The 14762-nt window shown below is 72.0% G+C and carries 15 protein-coding genes; 7 read left to right on the forward strand and 8 right to left on the reverse strand.

Going from position 1 to position 14762, the window contains the following annotated elements; all coding sequences use genetic code 11:
* Positions 1-276: 276 nt before the first annotated feature.
* On the reverse strand, positions 277-1695 hold the full coding sequence (locus JL106_RS14000) for an acetamidase/formamidase family protein (RefSeq protein ID WP_205261349.1): 1419 nt from the start codon (positions 1693-1695) through the stop codon (positions 277-279).
* Between the two features lie 429 nt (positions 1696-2124).
* Between JL106_RS14000 and JL106_RS14005 the strand changes: the two genes are divergently transcribed.
* Together JL106_RS14005 and JL106_RS14010 are read left to right on the forward strand one after the other, a co-directional pair.
* Positions 2125-2727, forward strand: coding sequence for a TOPRIM nucleotidyl transferase/hydrolase domain-containing protein (locus JL106_RS14005; protein ID WP_407940166.1), 603 nt, complete (start codon positions 2125-2127; stop codon positions 2725-2727).
* Between the two features lie 146 nt (positions 2728-2873).
* On the forward strand, positions 2874-3425 hold the full coding sequence (locus tag JL106_RS14010; protein ID WP_205261351.1) for a MarR family transcriptional regulator: 552 nt from the start codon (positions 2874-2876) through the stop codon (positions 3423-3425).
* A gap of 51 nt (positions 3426-3476) precedes the next feature.
* Here the strand turns inward: JL106_RS14010 and JL106_RS14015 are convergent, their stop codons facing one another.
* Entirely contained in the window at positions 3477-4508 is a 1032-nt protein-coding gene (locus tag JL106_RS14015; RefSeq protein ID WP_205261352.1) for an NADPH:quinone reductase, read from the reverse strand.
* A 160-nt stretch (positions 4509-4668) separates the two neighbouring features.
* Here JL106_RS14015 and JL106_RS14020 point away from each other — a divergent pair, with 160 nt between their 5' ends.
* Both JL106_RS14020 and JL106_RS14025 read left to right on the forward strand, forming a co-directional pair.
* The gene (locus tag JL106_RS14020) at positions 4669-5226 is read left to right on the forward strand and encodes a type 1 glutamine amidotransferase domain-containing protein (protein ID WP_205261353.1); all 558 of its coding nucleotides are present in this window, start codon (positions 4669-4671) and stop codon (positions 5224-5226) included.
* Positions 5227-5256: 30 nt separating this feature from the next.
* Entirely contained in the window at positions 5257-6351 is a 1095-nt protein-coding gene (locus JL106_RS14025) for a spore photoproduct lyase family protein (RefSeq protein WP_205261354.1), read from the forward strand.
* A gap of 302 nt (positions 6352-6653) precedes the next feature.
* On the opposite strand, the gene JL106_RS14030 is transcribed toward JL106_RS14025, so the two are convergent.
* Entirely contained in the window at positions 6654-7586 is a 933-nt protein-coding gene (locus tag JL106_RS14030; RefSeq protein WP_205261355.1) for an NAD(P)H-hydrate dehydratase, read from the reverse strand.
* Positions 7570-8343, reverse strand: coding sequence for a histidine phosphatase family protein (locus tag JL106_RS14035; RefSeq protein WP_205261356.1), 774 nt, complete (start codon positions 8341-8343; stop codon positions 7570-7572). The genes JL106_RS14030 and JL106_RS14035 overlap by 17 nt, the downstream gene beginning before the upstream one ends.
* A gap of 50 nt (positions 8344-8393) precedes the next feature.
* Here JL106_RS14035 and JL106_RS14040 point away from each other — a divergent pair, with 50 nt between their 5' ends.
* The gene (locus tag JL106_RS14040) at positions 8394-9365 is read left to right on the forward strand and encodes an aldo/keto reductase (RefSeq protein ID WP_205261357.1); all 972 of its coding nucleotides are present in this window, start codon (positions 8394-8396) and stop codon (positions 9363-9365) included.
* Positions 9366-9381: 16 nt separating this feature from the next.
* Here the strand turns inward: JL106_RS14040 and JL106_RS14045 are convergent, their stop codons facing one another.
* Positions 9382-10143 carry an endonuclease/exonuclease/phosphatase family protein gene (locus tag JL106_RS14045; protein WP_205261358.1) on the reverse strand — a complete coding sequence of 254 codons (762 nt, stop codon included), beginning with the start codon at positions 10141-10143 and terminating at the stop codon, positions 9382-9384.
* 44 nt (positions 10144-10187) lie between these two features.
* On the opposite strand from JL106_RS14045, the gene JL106_RS14050 reads away from it, so the two are divergent.
* Both JL106_RS14050 and JL106_RS14055 read left to right on the forward strand, forming a co-directional pair.
* The gene (locus JL106_RS14050) at positions 10188-10805 is read left to right on the forward strand and encodes a nucleotidyltransferase (RefSeq protein ID WP_205261359.1); all 618 of its coding nucleotides are present in this window, start codon (positions 10188-10190) and stop codon (positions 10803-10805) included.
* Positions 10802-11998, forward strand: a complete 1197-nt coding sequence (locus tag JL106_RS14055; protein WP_205261360.1) for an ArsB/NhaD family transporter — start codon at positions 10802-10804, stop codon at positions 11996-11998. Before JL106_RS14050 ends, JL106_RS14055 begins: the two co-directional genes overlap by 4 nt.
* 24 nt (positions 11999-12022) lie before the next feature.
* Here JL106_RS14055 and JL106_RS14060 read toward each other — a convergent pair whose 3' ends face one another.
* The 3 genes from JL106_RS14060 to JL106_RS14070 all read right to left on the reverse strand — a co-directional run bounded on the left by JL106_RS14060 (position 12023) and on the right by JL106_RS14070 (position 14568).
* Entirely contained in the window at positions 12023-12280 is a 258-nt protein-coding gene (locus JL106_RS14060; RefSeq protein WP_205261361.1) for a DinB/UmuC family translesion DNA polymerase, read from the reverse strand.
* Between the two features lie 151 nt (positions 12281-12431).
* Positions 12432-13958 (reverse strand): PDDEXK family nuclease, encoded by a 1527-nt coding sequence (locus tag JL106_RS14065; protein WP_205261362.1) that lies wholly within the window; start codon positions 13956-13958, stop codon positions 12432-12434.
* A complete protein-coding gene (locus JL106_RS14070) occupies positions 13927-14568 on the reverse strand; it encodes a hypothetical protein (RefSeq protein ID WP_205261363.1) in 642 nt (213 codons plus the stop codon). The genes JL106_RS14065 and JL106_RS14070 overlap by 32 nt, the downstream gene beginning before the upstream one ends.
* Positions 14569-14762 lie beyond the last annotated feature (194 nt).

Raw genomic sequence — 14762 nt, forward strand, 5'->3', positions numbered from 1 at the left:
GGTGTCGGCGGCCCGGTCCCGGCCCGGAGACCGAGTTCAGCCGCACGTCTCGTGCGGCGAGCCTCCAGATGGCGTCCACCACGGCGTCATCCGGGTCGGGGTCGGCCAGCCCAGGGACGTCGCCCATCGCACTTCCCAGCGGCGACGATGACCGATGCCTCGGTGGGGACGGTGTCCGGTCCACGGGTGCTCATCCCGGTGGAGCAACCCGGCGCCGCCGGCCGCGTCGTGGGGCTTCTGGGCAGTGGTCGACCGACGATCCGCGGACGCGGCGACTCAGGCGAAGTGATTCTTGGCGATGAGGCCGTGGACCCCGACCGTCCGGTCCACCACCTGGGAGATCACGAAGTCGGCCGCCGCGGACAGGTAGGCGTAGGCCGTGGCCCGGTCCATGCCCTGCTCCTCCTGCAGGAAGTCCAGGGCATTGAGCACGGCGCGGCGCATGGCCACGTCGAGGTCGCTGTTCTGACCATCGACGGCGCCGTCCGGATCGGACAGGCCGATGGGGATCCAGGCGTTCTCGGTCTCCGCGAACGGGTAGCGATGCGCCACGGACGGCGCGTCGCCGGACCCGGGCTTGCAGACGGTGAGCCGGAAGGTGCCGCGCAACGACCCCTCCATCGCCGTCAGCGCCACCTCACCATCGCCCATCGACATGTGCGGATCACCGACGTAGAACAGTGCGCCGGGCGCGAAGACCGGCAGGTAGAACGTGGAGCCGACCCCGAGCAGCCGGATGTCGATGTTGCCGCCGCCGAGGGTGGGCGGGATGGAATTGGCGGTCGGCGAGGTCAGCTCGGTGGCGTCGGCGAACGCCACACCCATCATTCCCATGAACGGCCGCAGCGGGAATCGCACCGTCCGGTCGTCACCGAAGGGCATCACCCCGTCGTCGTCATCGATCGCGGTGAAGACCGAGACGTTCCCGTACTGGGTCGGGACACCGGTCGGTCGGCCGTCGGTCTCGATCGGCGGCATCACCTCCTCGAGGGTGATGCCCGCGGGAGCCGATCCGTCGGACAGTCGAGGCAGCGATCCCTTCCCGTGCCGACTCGACACGACGCCGTAGGGAACCCGCGGGACGGCCTCCAGCGGCTCGATCTTCAGGACGTCACCGGGCTCGGCGCCCTCGACGAAGACGGGACCGGTGACCACGTGGGGTCCATCCAGGTCGAAATTGCGCGGGTGGCGGTCGTACTCGGCGGCCACCGCCACCGCGTCGTCGAGGACCCGGGACCGGTCCATCCCGTGCTGCCCGAAGAAGGTGACCGGATCCCTGCCCTGGTCCTCGAGAATACCCTCGTGCGAAACGGTGTCGATGGTGACCGTCTGGCCGGAGGCCATCGTCAGCACCGGTTCGGCGTGCACCGTCGGCACGTATCCCCACCGGACCAGGGTCGGGTCCGACGCCAGGTAGTGGTCTCCGTGGATCGCTCCGGCGCCTGGCTGCAGCACAGGGAAGTCGTCCGGGGCGCAGGACCGGTCGCGGTCGTGGTGACCGCGGTCGCCGCGCCGCCCGTCCCGGTCACCGCCCCGCCGCCCGTCCCGGTCGCCGGCCAGTGCCGGCACGGCGCCGACGGCCATCGCCCCGCCGGTGATCCCGACCGCGCTGACCGCTCGCAGGAAGGTTCGGCGCCCCAGTCGTTCCACCAGCGTCCGAGTGATGGCCGCTCCGTCGGGACCTGGTGCGTTCATCCGTCTGCCTCCGTGATCGACGTCGCGGAGATTCCCCGCGAACAGGACACGGAATTGTCGACACCGTCCGTCGGTACGCTGCACCGCCGATCGGCGGAATGATTCCAAACAATGATCTCGGCATTTCACCGGCAGTGAGTGAATGACGTGCCACCGTGACGGAACGTGGCGCTGGAATCAGCCGGCAATTTGCTGGAAACATCAGCAATATCTTCGGCTGGTGGGGCCGCAGGCCGACGATGGCCCGCCCACCCGATCGGTGCGGGCGGCGGGCCATCGGCCACGCGAGGACGGCCCCACGCCAGTGCGCCTCTCGGCACGAGGTCGCTCTCGGCGACTGAAGGGGTGGTACCCGGGGCATGTCCGCGGGACCGTCGATCGAGTCAACCACACCGGGCGGCCGGACATTCCCGGACGACGGGGCGTTCAATGGCGGGCGTGCCCGCGCCGACCGAACGATCCCCGTCGGAGCTGCTGCCGCCGGTCCGGGTCGTCGTCCTGGTCGAGGGGGAGAGCGACCGGGTCGCGGTCGAGACGCTGGCGCAACGGCGCGGACGGGACCTGACCGCCGAGCGGGTGCAGGTGCTGGCGATGGGCGGCATCACCCAGCTCCCCAAGCGGGTCGCCGAGGTCACCGCGCGGGGCGTGGCCGTGGTCGGCCTGTACGACGCGGCCGAGGAGCGCTGGGTCCGCCGGGCGCTGGCGGTGCCGGGACACCGTCCGGGGCCGGAACCCGCCGAGCTGGCCGCGCGTGGGTTCCACGGCTGCCGGGACGACCTGGAGGACGAGCTGATCCGCGCCCTCGGGGTGACGGTGTGCGTTTCGCTGGTCGAGACGGCGGGCGATCTGCGGGCGTTGCGGCACCTGGCCGGGATGCCCGCCCACCGCGGCCGCCCGGCTGAGGCGGTGCTGCACCGGTTCCTGGGTGCGGGATCAGGCCGCAAGATCCGGTACGCGCGGTTGCTCACCGCCGCCCTGGACCTCGAGCACGTTCCGGCCCCGCTCGACGCGGTGCTGGCGGCCACCTGCTGATGGCCGCCGGACCCGCCGCGGGCGGTTCGTCCAGCGGCGGCGCGGCTGGTCGTGGCACTGTTCCTGAGTGAACGCGGACCGCCGAGTTCACCGACGTCCATGCCGCCCGGCCAACCCGGTCCGGTGGCCACGGAAGGAGTTCTGCGATGGCAGCAGGCTCACCGCACGACACCGCTCGCGCATCCGTCCACACCCACCCCGCCGACCGGGTGGCCGAGATGTGGCCCGACGGCTCGGTCTCCGACTCGGTCCGCCACGTCCTGGTGCTGGCCGAGCAGGTCGGCGATCACGAGATCCGCCGCCGCATGGGCACCCTGCTGCGGACGCCGCTGACCGTCCAACAGCTCCGCTGCATGACCATCCTGGTCGTGCACGGCACCGCGTCCCCCCAGCAGCTCAGCACCCTGCTGCAGGTCAGCCCGGCGACGATGACCGGCATCGCGGACCGCCTCGTCCGGGCCGGGATGATCACCCGGCACGTCGACGACCGCGACGGCCGCGGCCGCACGATCATTCCCACCCAGGCCGGGCAGCAGGTGGTCCGCAGCCTGATGTCGCTGGACATCGAGTCCGACGTCGCCGTGCTGTCTGGCCTCACCGAGGACGAACTGGCCGGTCTGCGCGCCGGGCTGGCCGGCATCGTCCGGGAGTTGCAGCGGCTCGGCGAGCCCGGCGGCGTCGACGGCAACGGTCACTGACGGCAACGGCCGCTGACGGCTCGCGCCGGGCCGGGGATCACGGCCCGGGCGTCACGGCAGGACGTCGACCAGCACCTTGCCCACCGCGCCGTCCTCCACGGCCTGGTGCGCGGCCGCGGCGTCGGCCAGGTCGAAGTGGTGCAGCGGGACACCCGCGTCCTGGCCGACCCGGACGGCGCCGGCCTCCAGCGCGGCGGTGAGGTCGCGGACCGCCCGCACCTTGGCGCCGTGCGGCTCGGTGTAGAGCAGGACGAACTGCCAGCGGGCGTTCTGCACCATGGACGAGCGCACCGGCAGGGTGACCTGGTCGTCGGCGTTGCCGGCGTAGATCGCCACCACGCCGTGCGGGGCCAGCACCGCGGCGTCGATCGCGGCGTTCTGCGAGACCGACACCTCGACGACGGTGTTGACCCCGTGCGGCGCCAGCTTGCGCACCTCGGCGACCACGTCCTGCCGGCGGTAGTCCACGACGTGGTCGGCGCCGGCGGCCACCGCCAGCTGCGCCTTCTCCGGGCCGCTGACCGTGGCGATCACCGTCGCATCGGCCCACCGGGCCAGTTGGATGGCCGCGTTGCCGACCGCGCCGGCGCCGCCGGCGACCAGGACGGTGCGGCCCTGCAGCGCGCCCGGGCCGATCACCTGCGGGCCGTTCTCGTCGAGGGTCAGGCAGCGGTGCGCGGTGACGAACGGGATGGGCAGCGCGGCCCCCAGGTCGAACGACGCCGAGTCCGGCAGCGGGACCACCTGCGTCTCGGGCACCAGCGCCAGTTCCTGCAGGGTGCCCTCGGGGCGGCCGGCCGCCGCCTCCCACACCCAGACCCGACGCCCGATCCAGTCCGGCGACACCCCGGCACCGACCGCCTCGACCACCCCGGCCCCGTCCTGGCCGGGGACCTGCGGAGGATCCACGGTCCCACCGGACGTGCCGCCGACGCCGCCCCGGCGGGTCTTCCAGTCGGTCGGGTTGACGCCGCTGCGGTGGATGCGCACCTGGACCTCACCGGGACCGGGCGGGGTCTCGGGCTTGTCGATCAGGGTGAGCACGTCGGGGTCGCCGGTCCGGGTGTAGACGATCGCTCGCATGGTTCTGGACGGTAGCCCCGCCGTCGGCGGCCCGGGCGGGAGGGCGGAGGTGGTGATGGGCCGGCTGGAGCCCGGGTTGCCGGCCCGGCCGGATGGGTACCGGTGATCCGGACCGTTCCACCGCACCCCGTGCGGGTGATCACCACGAGGAGGATCTGCGATGAGCAACGAACTGGCCGGCAGGACGATCGCCTTCCTGGTCGCCAACTCAGGCGTGGAGCAGGCCGAGCTGACCCAGCCCTGGGACGGACTGCGGGCCGCCGGTGCGACGACCGTGCTGGTGGCGCCGGAGCGGGACACGGTGCAGGCGTTCAACCACGACGTGGAACCGGGGGACACCTTCCCGGCCGACCTGGCCCTGGCTGACGCCGATGCCGCCGACTTCGACGGCCTGGTGCTGCCCGGCGGCACCACCAACCCGGACAAGCTGCGGATGGACCCGGCCGCGGTGGCGTTCGTCGCCGCCTTCGCCGCTGCCGGCAAGCCGATCGCGGCGATCTGCCACGGCCCGTGGACGCTGGTCGAGGCGGACGTGGTCCGCGGCAAGACGCTGACCAGCTGGCCCAGCCTGCAGACCGACATCCGCAACGCCGGCGGCAGCTGGGTCGACCAGGAGGTGTGCCGCCACGACGGCAACGGCTGGACCCTGGTGACGAGCCGCAAGCCGGACGACCTGGACGCCTTCGTGGCGGCCACCGTCGAGGTGTTCGGCGGCTGACTGTCGGATCGTCATGATGCCCGTGGGGACATGGTGGTGACGCAACAGGCCCGCGAGCAGGCCCGCGCGCGGACCCTGCTGGACGTGCGACGGCTCTGGGTGGAGCCCGGGGCGCTGGACACCGACCGCGGCCGGCAGGTGCGTGACCGGTTCCCGGACGCCGAGCTCATCGAGGTCGCCTCGCACTGGAACATCCCGGAGCTGCACGGCAACGCGGGGAACCTGCAGCGATGGGTCCGAGTGAAGTCCGAGGACCTGGTCGTCGGGACCAAGAAGAGCATCGCCACCCGGCCCAACGGCCGGTCCGCCGACTTCATCGCCCCGTCCACCGCGAACGGCTGTGCGATGGCCTGCGTGTACTGCTACGTGCCGCGCCGGAAGGGCTACGCCAACCCGATCACGGTGTTCACCAACATCGAGAGGATCGTCGCCCACCTGCGCCGGCACGTGGCCAAGCAGGGACCGAAACCCGGGCCGAACCAGTGCGACCCGACGGCCTGGGTCTACGACCTGGGCGAGAACAGCGACTGCTCCGTCGACGCGATGATCAGTGACAACGTCACCGACCTGATCGCCACGTTCCGCGAGCTGCCCACGGCCAAGGCCTCGTTCGCGACCAAGTACGTGAACCGCTCGCTGCTGGACGCCGACCCACAGGGCCGGACGCGCATCCGGTTCTCCCTCATGCCGCACGCCGACGCCCGCCAGCTCGACGTCCGGACCACGCCGATCGCCGGGCGCATCGCCGCGGTCGACGACTTCGTGGCGGCCGGGTACGAGGTGCACCTGAACTTCTCGCCCGTCGTCGTGCGACCCGGCTGGATCCCGGACTGGGCCGAGCTGCTCATCCAGCTCGACGACCAACTGTCGTCGGCGTTCAAGCAGCAGGCCGCCTGCGAGGTCATCTTCCTCACCCACAACGAGGGACTGCATGCGGTCAACCTCGGCTGGCATCCCCGCGCTGAGGACGTGCTGTGGCGTCCCGACCTGCAGGAACGCAAGGTCAGCGAGAACGGCCAGCACAACGTGCGGTACGACCGGGCCACCAAGTCCCGGGCGGTGGCCACGCTGACCGGACTGATCGCCGAGCACGCCCCCTGGCTGCCCGTCCGCTACGCGTTCTGACGCCGCGGGGCGATCGCCCCAGCGGGCCGGCCCGGGCGACCCAAGCGGATTCCAAGTGGAGGTCCAGCGCCTCCCGATGTCCTGATCCGGACGTCACCGACTCGGTCGATCCGCTGCGACCGCAGCCGTTCGACCGTCGGGATCCCGCATCCAGGGAAGCATGACCACCGTCCAGCACCCCGTGTCCGGCACCGGCCCGGGCCGCACCGACGCCCTGAGCTCGTCGTCGTCGCCGAGGACCCGCAGGACGTGGCGCGCGCTGATCATGCCGGCGGCGACCCGCCCGGGTCGACGATGACCGGTCAGGTGTTCAGTTCCACCAGCACCCGCGGCAGCTGATCGAGCAGTTCGCGGGCCAGGAAGCCCAGCGGCCCGACCTGCGCGGCCAGCCGGTCGCCACCCGCGGCGTGCAGGTAGGTCGCCCAGCACGCCGCCTGGTCGGGCGGAGCGCCGCGGGCGAGCAGGCCGAGCGCGGCGCCGGCGAGGACGTCACCGCTGCCGGAGGTGCCCAGGCCGCCGTGCCCGGACGAGTTGACCCACACCTGGCGGGACGGATCGGCCAGCACGTTGTGGCAGCTGACGACGGCCTGGTAGCGCTCGGCCATGGCAGGCACCGCCTCGTGCAGGTCGCCCTCGTCGAGGTCTCCGTCGTGGTCGAGCAGGAACGCCCCCTCGACCAGGTTGGGCGTCAGGACCAGTCTCCCGGCGACGGTCTCGCGTTCCTCGACCCGGGGCAGCACCCCGAGCGCGTACGCGTCCAGCACCACCGTCGCCTCGGGACCCAGCTGCGGCAGCACCTGCCGCAGCAGCGCGGCGGTGAGGTCGGCGTCGTCCAGGCCCGCGCCGATGAGCACGGCGTCGGCTGCTTCGAGGTCGGTGGCCAGCACGTCGATGTCCTCGGCCGTCACCGATCCGGCCCGGTTCTCGGCCAGGCCGACGACGCCCGCTTCGGGGGTGGCGACGGCCAGGGCCGGAGCCACCGACTCGGCCACCGCCATGGTCAACCGGCCGGCCCCGACCCGCAGTGCGGCCAGCCCGGCCAACACCGCGGCGCCGGGCGTCCGGCGCGCGCCGCCGATGACCAGCACCTGACCGCGCGAGTACTTGGAGTCGCCGACCGAGGGCAACGGCCAGTCCCGCAGCATCGCCGGGGTGAGCACCCGGTGCGGTCCGGGGACCTGGTTCACCGGGTCCTTGGGATCGCGGTCGAGTTCGGGTTCACTGCGGGCGCGCATTGGCGTCCCCCGCGTGCTCGGTGGACGGCACACCCTCGTCGGCCAGGTGCCCGACCAGGTTGAAGTCCACGCACTGCCAGTACCCCGTCGCGGGATCGCGGACGAGGCGGGTGACGCTCGCGTTGCGGACCGAGACGGTCGAGGCGATGCCGAGCACGTCCTGCTCGGTCATGCCCTCGCAGACGTATCGGAGCAACAGCACCACCGCATCGTGGGCGACGACCAACACACGCCTGCCGTCCTCGACGATGTCCAGGTCGAGCAGCCCGCTGCGCAGCCGGAGGGCCACGTCCGCCCAGGACTCCCCGCCCGGCGGCCGGTGGTAGAACTTGCCGAGCCACCGCCGCCGCTGCGCCTCCTCGGGGAACCGCCGCTGCACGCCGAGCGGGGTGAGCAGGTCCAGGATGCCCAGCTCGCGGTCGCGGAACCGTTCGTCGACCCGCACCGGCGGGACCGCCCAGCCGCCGCCATCGGTGCCGACCGTGCCGGCGACCGAGGTGTCCAGGCCGATCCGGGCGGTCTGCTGGGCCCGCAGGTACGGCGACGACCACACCGCGTCGGGCCGCTGGTCCATCGGCAGCTCGGCCAGCCAGCGCCCGAACGCCGCGGCCTGCGCCTCGCCCAGCGGGGACAGTGGGACGTCGGCGTCCCGCCGGTCCACCTCGATGACCTCGGCGCCCGCCGCCATCGCCGCGGTCGCCGCGACGTTGCCGGCGGACTCGCCGTGCCGGACCAGGATGAGTTCGGTCGCGCCCATGGGCCGACGGTATCCCCCGGGCCACTCGATGAACCCGGCACACTCGCAGGATGGAGATCCTCGACGTCGACGGGCTCGGACCGGTGAGCCGGGTCGGCCTGGGCACCTGGCAGTTCGGCTCGCGCGAGTGGGGGTACGGCGAGACGTACGCCCAGGGCGGGGCCGCCGACATCGTCCGCCGGGCGTTGGAACTCGGGGTCACGCTGTTCGACACGGCCGAGCTCTACGGCGGTGGCCGCAGCGAACGGATCCTGGCCGCCGCCCTGGGCGAGCGGCGCGGCGAGGTGGTGGTGGCCAGCAAGCTGTTCCCGGTGGCGCCGTTCCCGCCGATCGTCCGGCACCGCGCGAGGGCCAGCGCGCAGCGGCTGCAGCTGCCGCGGATCCCGCTCTACCAGGTGCACCAGCCCAACCCGGTGGTGCCGGACTCGGTGATCATGCGGGGCATGCGGTCGCTGCTCGACGACGGGACGATCGGCGCGGTCGGGGTGTCCAACTACTCGCTGAGCCGGTGGCGGAAGGCCGACGCGGCGCTGGGCCGCGCCACCGTCAGCAACCAGGTCAGCTTCTCGTTGGCCCACGCCGACCCGCTGGACGAGCTGGTGCCGTTCGCGGAGCGCGAGGGCCGGATGGTGATGGCCTACAGCCCGCTGGCCCAGGGCCTGCTGGGCGGCCGGTACGACCTCGACCACCGACCCGGCGGCGTGCGCGCGATGAACCGGTTGTTCGGCACCGAGAACCTGCGCCGCGCCGCGCCGCTGCTGGCGGCGCTGCGCCGGGTGGCCGCCGCGCACGACGCCAGGCCGGCCCAGGTCGCGTTGGCCTGGTTGCTGGCCCAGCCGCGGGTGGTGGTCATCCCCGGGGCGTCCAGCGTGGAGCAGCTCGAGTCCAACGTGGCCGCGGCCGATCTCGAGTTGACCGCGGACGAGATCGCCGAGCTGACCGCCCAGGCGCGCGCCTTCCGGCCGGTGTCGGTGGGGCGCACCCTGCTGGGCCGGGTGCGGGAACGGGTGCGTCGCCGCTGATGTCCCCCCGGGTGGATCAGGCCAGGTCGACGACCAGGGCGCGGTGGTCCGACAGCGGCATGAGCGGGGCGTCGCTGGACACGACCGGTCCGAGCGAGCCGCGCAGCAGGATGTGGTCGAGCTGCTCGGTCGGCTCGGCCAGCGGGAACGTGGGATGGGTGGCCAGCGGCGTGAAGCCGGTGAGTTCGGCCGGTGCGCGGCCGGCCATGTTCAGGTCGCCCATGAGCACCACCGGCTCGTCGAAGACGCGCAGGTACCGGCGGATCCGCTGCAGCTGCAACCGGTTCCAGCCAGGCACGAACGACAGGTGAGTGTTGGCCACCACCAGCGGGCCGGTCGGGGTGTCGAACCGACCGACGACCACCGCGCGCGGCTCCTCGTGCACCACGATGATCTTCCGCGGCACCCGCAGCCACATGGGGAACTTCGCGGGGATGCGCGGCAGCCGCAAGACCTGCCAGTCCAGCACCGGGTACCGGGAGAGCAGCGCGATCCCGTACGACGCGGTGCCCGGGCTCTCCCGGCCGGTGGCGGCCATCCAGGTCGCGCCGGGCGTGCCGGAGATCGCCGCGACGAACTGGCTGGACACCGCACCCATCGCGTCGGCCGCCACCGCGGTGAGGTCGGCCAGGTGCGAGCGCGGCTGGTCCCGGTCGACCTCCTGCAGGGCCAGGACGTCGGCGTCCAGGTCCTGGACAGCCTGCCGGAGCCGTTCCGGGATCACCAGGTCATCGGCGACGGTCCGGCCGTGCAGGATGTTGAAGGTTGCCAGCCGCATGACCCGAACCGTACCGACCAGCACCGATCGGCAGAGTGAACAGCGTGAGCCCCGAAGACACCGAGACCGTGCTCGACCCGGACCAGCCCACGGACCCGCCCCTGCTGCGCGCCGCGCTCAAGGTGGCTGCCTCGGCGCTCAAGGCGGAGGGCATCCGGTTCGCCCTGGCCGGCAGTTACGCGCTGTGGGTGCACGGGGCGCCCGAGAACACCCATGACGTCGACCTGATGGTCCGCCCGGCCGAGGTCGAGCAGGCCGCCGAGGTGCTGGCCGCCGCCGGCTTCTCCATCCGGCGGCCGCCGGAGGACTGGCTGTTCAAGGCGTTCCTGGACGGCGCCATGGTCGACGTGCTGCACCAGGTGAACAACCGCGACGTCGACGACGCGACGCTGGCCGATGCGGCCGAAGAGGATGTGCTCGGCCTGCACATCCCGGTGCTGTCGGCCAACTCGGTGATCACCGGCAAGTTGCGCGCGATGTCCGAGCGCTACTGCGACTTCGGCAGCATGCTGCCCGCGGTGCGGGCGGTCCGGGAGCAGTTGGACTGGGACCGGATCCGCCGTGACACCGAGGAGAACCCGTTCGCCGAGGCGTTCCTCGTGCTGGCCGACCGACTCGGCATCAGCCCGGACCCCGACGCGACCGCCGCGCCGCAACGGTGAACCCGCGGTCCGCGGCGGCGGCGCTGCGGCGCCGGCTGCCGCCCGCCTGGGTGGTCGCGGCCGTCGCGGGTCTGCTGGTGGTGGTCACCGGGTTCCTGGCGGGATCGGCGGCGCGTGAGGTGATCTCGCGCACCGCGCCGGTGCTGGTGTTCCTGGTGGCGATCACCGTGGTGGCCGCGCTGGCCGACCGGGCCGGGGTGTTCACCGCCTGGGCCGGCTGGGCGGCGCGGGTCGCGCACGGGCGGACCGTCCTGCTCTGGGCGGTGATCGTCGCGCTGGCCGTGGTCATCACGGTGGTGCTGTCGCTGGACACGACCGCGGTGCTGCTCACCCCGGTGGTGCTGACGCTGAGCCGGCACCTCCGGCTGCGGCCGGTGGTGTTCGCGGTGACCGCCCTGTGGCTGGCCAACACGGCGTCGTTGCTGCTGCCGGTGTCGAACCTGACCAACCTGCTGGCGCTGCACCGGCTGGCCGGGATGGGTGTCGGGCTCGGGGGCTACCTGGAGCTGCTCTGGGCGCCGGCACTGGTCGCCGTCGTGGGCACCGTGCTGGTGCTCGGACTGTTCTTCCGCCGGGACCTGGCCGGCCGCTACCAGGTGCCACCGCGTCGCCCCGCGCCGGATCCGGTGCTGTTCCGGATCACGGTGGTGGTCGTCGCCGCGCTCGTGCCGGCCTTCCTGACCGGTGTCCCGGTCGCCTGGCCGGCTTCGGTCGGTGCCGTCCTGTTGCTCGCCGCGTTCGCGTGGCGGCGCCGGTCCGACCTGCACTGGTCGATGGTGCCGTGGCGCACTGTGCTGATGGTGTCGGGGTTGTTCCTGGTGGTGGAGGCGATCGCGCGCAACGGCGTGGGTGACTGGCTCACCGGGCTGGCCGGCGTGGGGGAGTCGTGGCCGGCCCTGGTCCGCCTGGCCGGGGTCGGGGCGCTGGCCGCCAACGGCGTCAACAACCTGCCTGCCTACCTGGCCCTGGAGCCGGCCGCCGACAGCCCGATCCGGCTGGCCGCCCTGCTCATCGGGGTGAACGTCGGACCGCTGCTGACCCTGTGGGCTTCGCTGGCCACCGTGCTGTGGCGGCACCGGTGCGAGGCGGCCGGGGTGACGCTGCCGTGGCGCGGGGTGCTGGGGCGCGGGCTGGTGCTGGTGCCGGTGCTGCTGGTGGGTTGCACGGCGACACTGGTTCTCGCGTCGGGATGAGCGGGCACCGTCAGACGGGCACCGTCAGAACAGTGCGGCCTGCACCTGGTCGGCCGGCACCAGTCCGGTCAGGGTCACGCCCAGGCGGTCCAGCGGCGGCACCGCCGTCCGGTCGAGCAGGTCCCGGGCGATCCGCCGCCAGACGGCGGGGTCGGCCGTCGCCGGCAGCGGCGCACTGCGGCGGGTCTCCGGCCGGGAGCCGGCGTCGCCACCGCCGGCCGGATGGAGGGTGAGGACGAGCCGGGACGCGGCCAGCCCGGCCCGGTGGCACCCCCGGGGCACGAATTACTCAAGCAGCTCGACGGGCGTCGCGTCGGGCCGGCCTTGGCTGACGGCGCGGCTGGCGCGCGGATAGAACCGGGCGGGCCGACGTGTTGGCCGCGACCAGGAAGGTCGCACGTGACCTCACCGATTCCCGACCACAGAACGCCAGTCAGTCGCTCGGCAGTCCGCCCCAACCTCCCGGGTAGTGACGCGAGCGACAGGCAGCCGCGAGGACCAGAGACAGCACGGGGTCCGTGGGAGCGCTCGGCACGGCCCGTGCGTTCTGCGCATGCCACTCCTCGAACTCGACGCGCGGCAGCGGCCACACGCCGGTGCCGCCGCGAGTCCACCGGGCTTGGCTCTCGTTGGCGCTGGTCGTCTGCGGGATGATGCGTAGGGCATTTATGTTGGCGCGCACGGCCTCGTACAAGTCCGTCTCTCCAAGATGCAGAGCGAGATCGAGGACGACGGTCGCGAGGTAACTCGACGTCCGGCGATCCATCGTCGTGCTAGTCAGAGAGCCGGCAAGCAGCCGCTCCGCAGTTTTCTCCTCGTCCTCGGCGAGTGACGCCAGCCCGAGGCCGGCGAGTTCCTCGTCGTGCCGGTCGAGCATCCAGCGGGCGACTCGACCCAGGTATGCCTTGGCGGCAGCGCGGTCGAGGGTTGCCAGCATCACCGTCACAGCGACCACCGACGGCGCGAAGAGGTCTCCGACAGGGCGGGCTGCGCCGGGCTGTTCGGCGAAAACACGCAGCGTCTCCTCGAACCGGGTCGCCGCGACGCCGTCCTTGGCCTCCCGCGCAAGCGCCAGCCCGAGGGCGAGGGCCTCTGCCACCCGGCAGCAGATCACTGGGTAGGTCAGCAAAGCCAATCGCCCCACCGTAGAACGCGTGAAGTCGAGCGGATCCTTCAGCAAAGGTTCGGTCTGATCGCAGATCTGCAACGCCAGCCCGAGAACCAACCTCCTCGCTGCCGACTTGGCGTCGTCGGAAGCAGCCGGGTCGTGTTCGGTCGCGCGGATCAGCTGGAGGCCAACGCATAGGGCAAGGTCAAGCCGCTTGGTCCGCAGCAGCGAGTTCACGAGGATGGCGGCCTCAACTGATGCGCGCGCAGCGGTGCCCGCGGGGGGCAGCCAGCGCCGTGCGTAGGTCTCGATGCGGCGGTCCGTGACCCCACCATCCGCCACGGACGTAAGCATCCCCATCAGGTCGGCCTGCACCGCTGTTCCGGCCACTCCGATGAACGGGTCGTCGCTGAGCCACTCAACGAGGTCGGGCCTCTCCCAGATTACAAGGTCGGCGAGGCCCCGGGCTTCGACGGACCTGCGGTACTCGGTGACGTCGGCCGGGGCTGCGCCCTTCAAACGGCCGGTAGTTACTAGCACCGCGACTCGCGGGAGGTCCGGGTTGAACGACGGATGCCCGATGGTGTTGTACTCGCACTCCTCCAACTGTGGACGGACCGCGCGCCACTCGGGTTGGCCGATGTCGCCGGCCTTGGCTTGGATGACGTACTGGCGCGTCTGGCCCGTGGCCGGGTCGGTCTTCTTGGCCAGGATGTCTTTCCCAAACTCGAAGGCACCGTGAATGAAGTGAATGTCTGTGAAACCGCGCACGTGGAGGAGGGCCAGCAGGGGGCCGTCGAACTCGCGCTCCGTGAGGGTGTCAAGGAAGGTCCCGACGACGTCGCGAAGCAATCCACTCCTCCCTTCGTCGGGCCAAGATCGCGTCGATGCGCGCTTCCTGTTCGGGTGTTGGCGGATTTTCGCGCAGTTTCTCCACCTGGTCGGGGTGCATGACGATCGTGACGTTCGGTCGGTCGTCCGCGTCGAAGGAGATATCCATCCTCTCCAGCGAGTCGGCAAAGGCGTCGGCAAAGTCCCGGCCCGTGGCGTCGACGGTGTTGCCGTACTCCTCGGTCACGGCAGAGATGTGCTCCAACATGCCGCGGACCATCTGTGCGCCCATCGAGTCGCTCAGCGCGTGCAAGTCTGTCAAGAACTGGTCTACGTTGAAGTCGACCACGTCCTCGATCGACACCGTCCAAACGTGCTGTACCTCCATCGGGCGGTAGAGGGATGACGCCTCGGCAGGGAGAGCAGTGCCCTCATCGGGCGGCGGTGGCCCCTCGCCCAGTTCTTCGCGTGTCACCTGAGCGAGCAACGGGTGGAGAGCGCGGGCCATCTCCCGCGACGCGTTACTGAACCAGTGCAGTCCACCGATCTCGTACTCGCGCGCCATGACCCACGGCTCGTCCGGACGTTCGTGCGTCGCGTCCGCACAGTCCGGGGCGTCCTCGTTGTCCATGCCGCTCATCTTGTCCCAGACCCCGGATTCTGCAGGAACCGGACTGCAGAGACGCCCGCCCATGCTACGACCTGCACCACAGTGAGTTCCCGCGAGTCCCGTCCCTAGCCAGTGGTCGTCCCAGCCGGGGGGGGGGGGGGGGGGGGGGGGGCCCCCCCCCCCCCCCCCCAAGATAAAGGAGGAAAGGGCGGCGG

Source organism: Nakamurella leprariae (assembly GCF_016918035.1).
Classification (GTDB): domain Bacteria; phylum Actinomycetota; class Actinomycetes; order Mycobacteriales; family Nakamurellaceae; genus Nakamurella; species Nakamurella leprariae.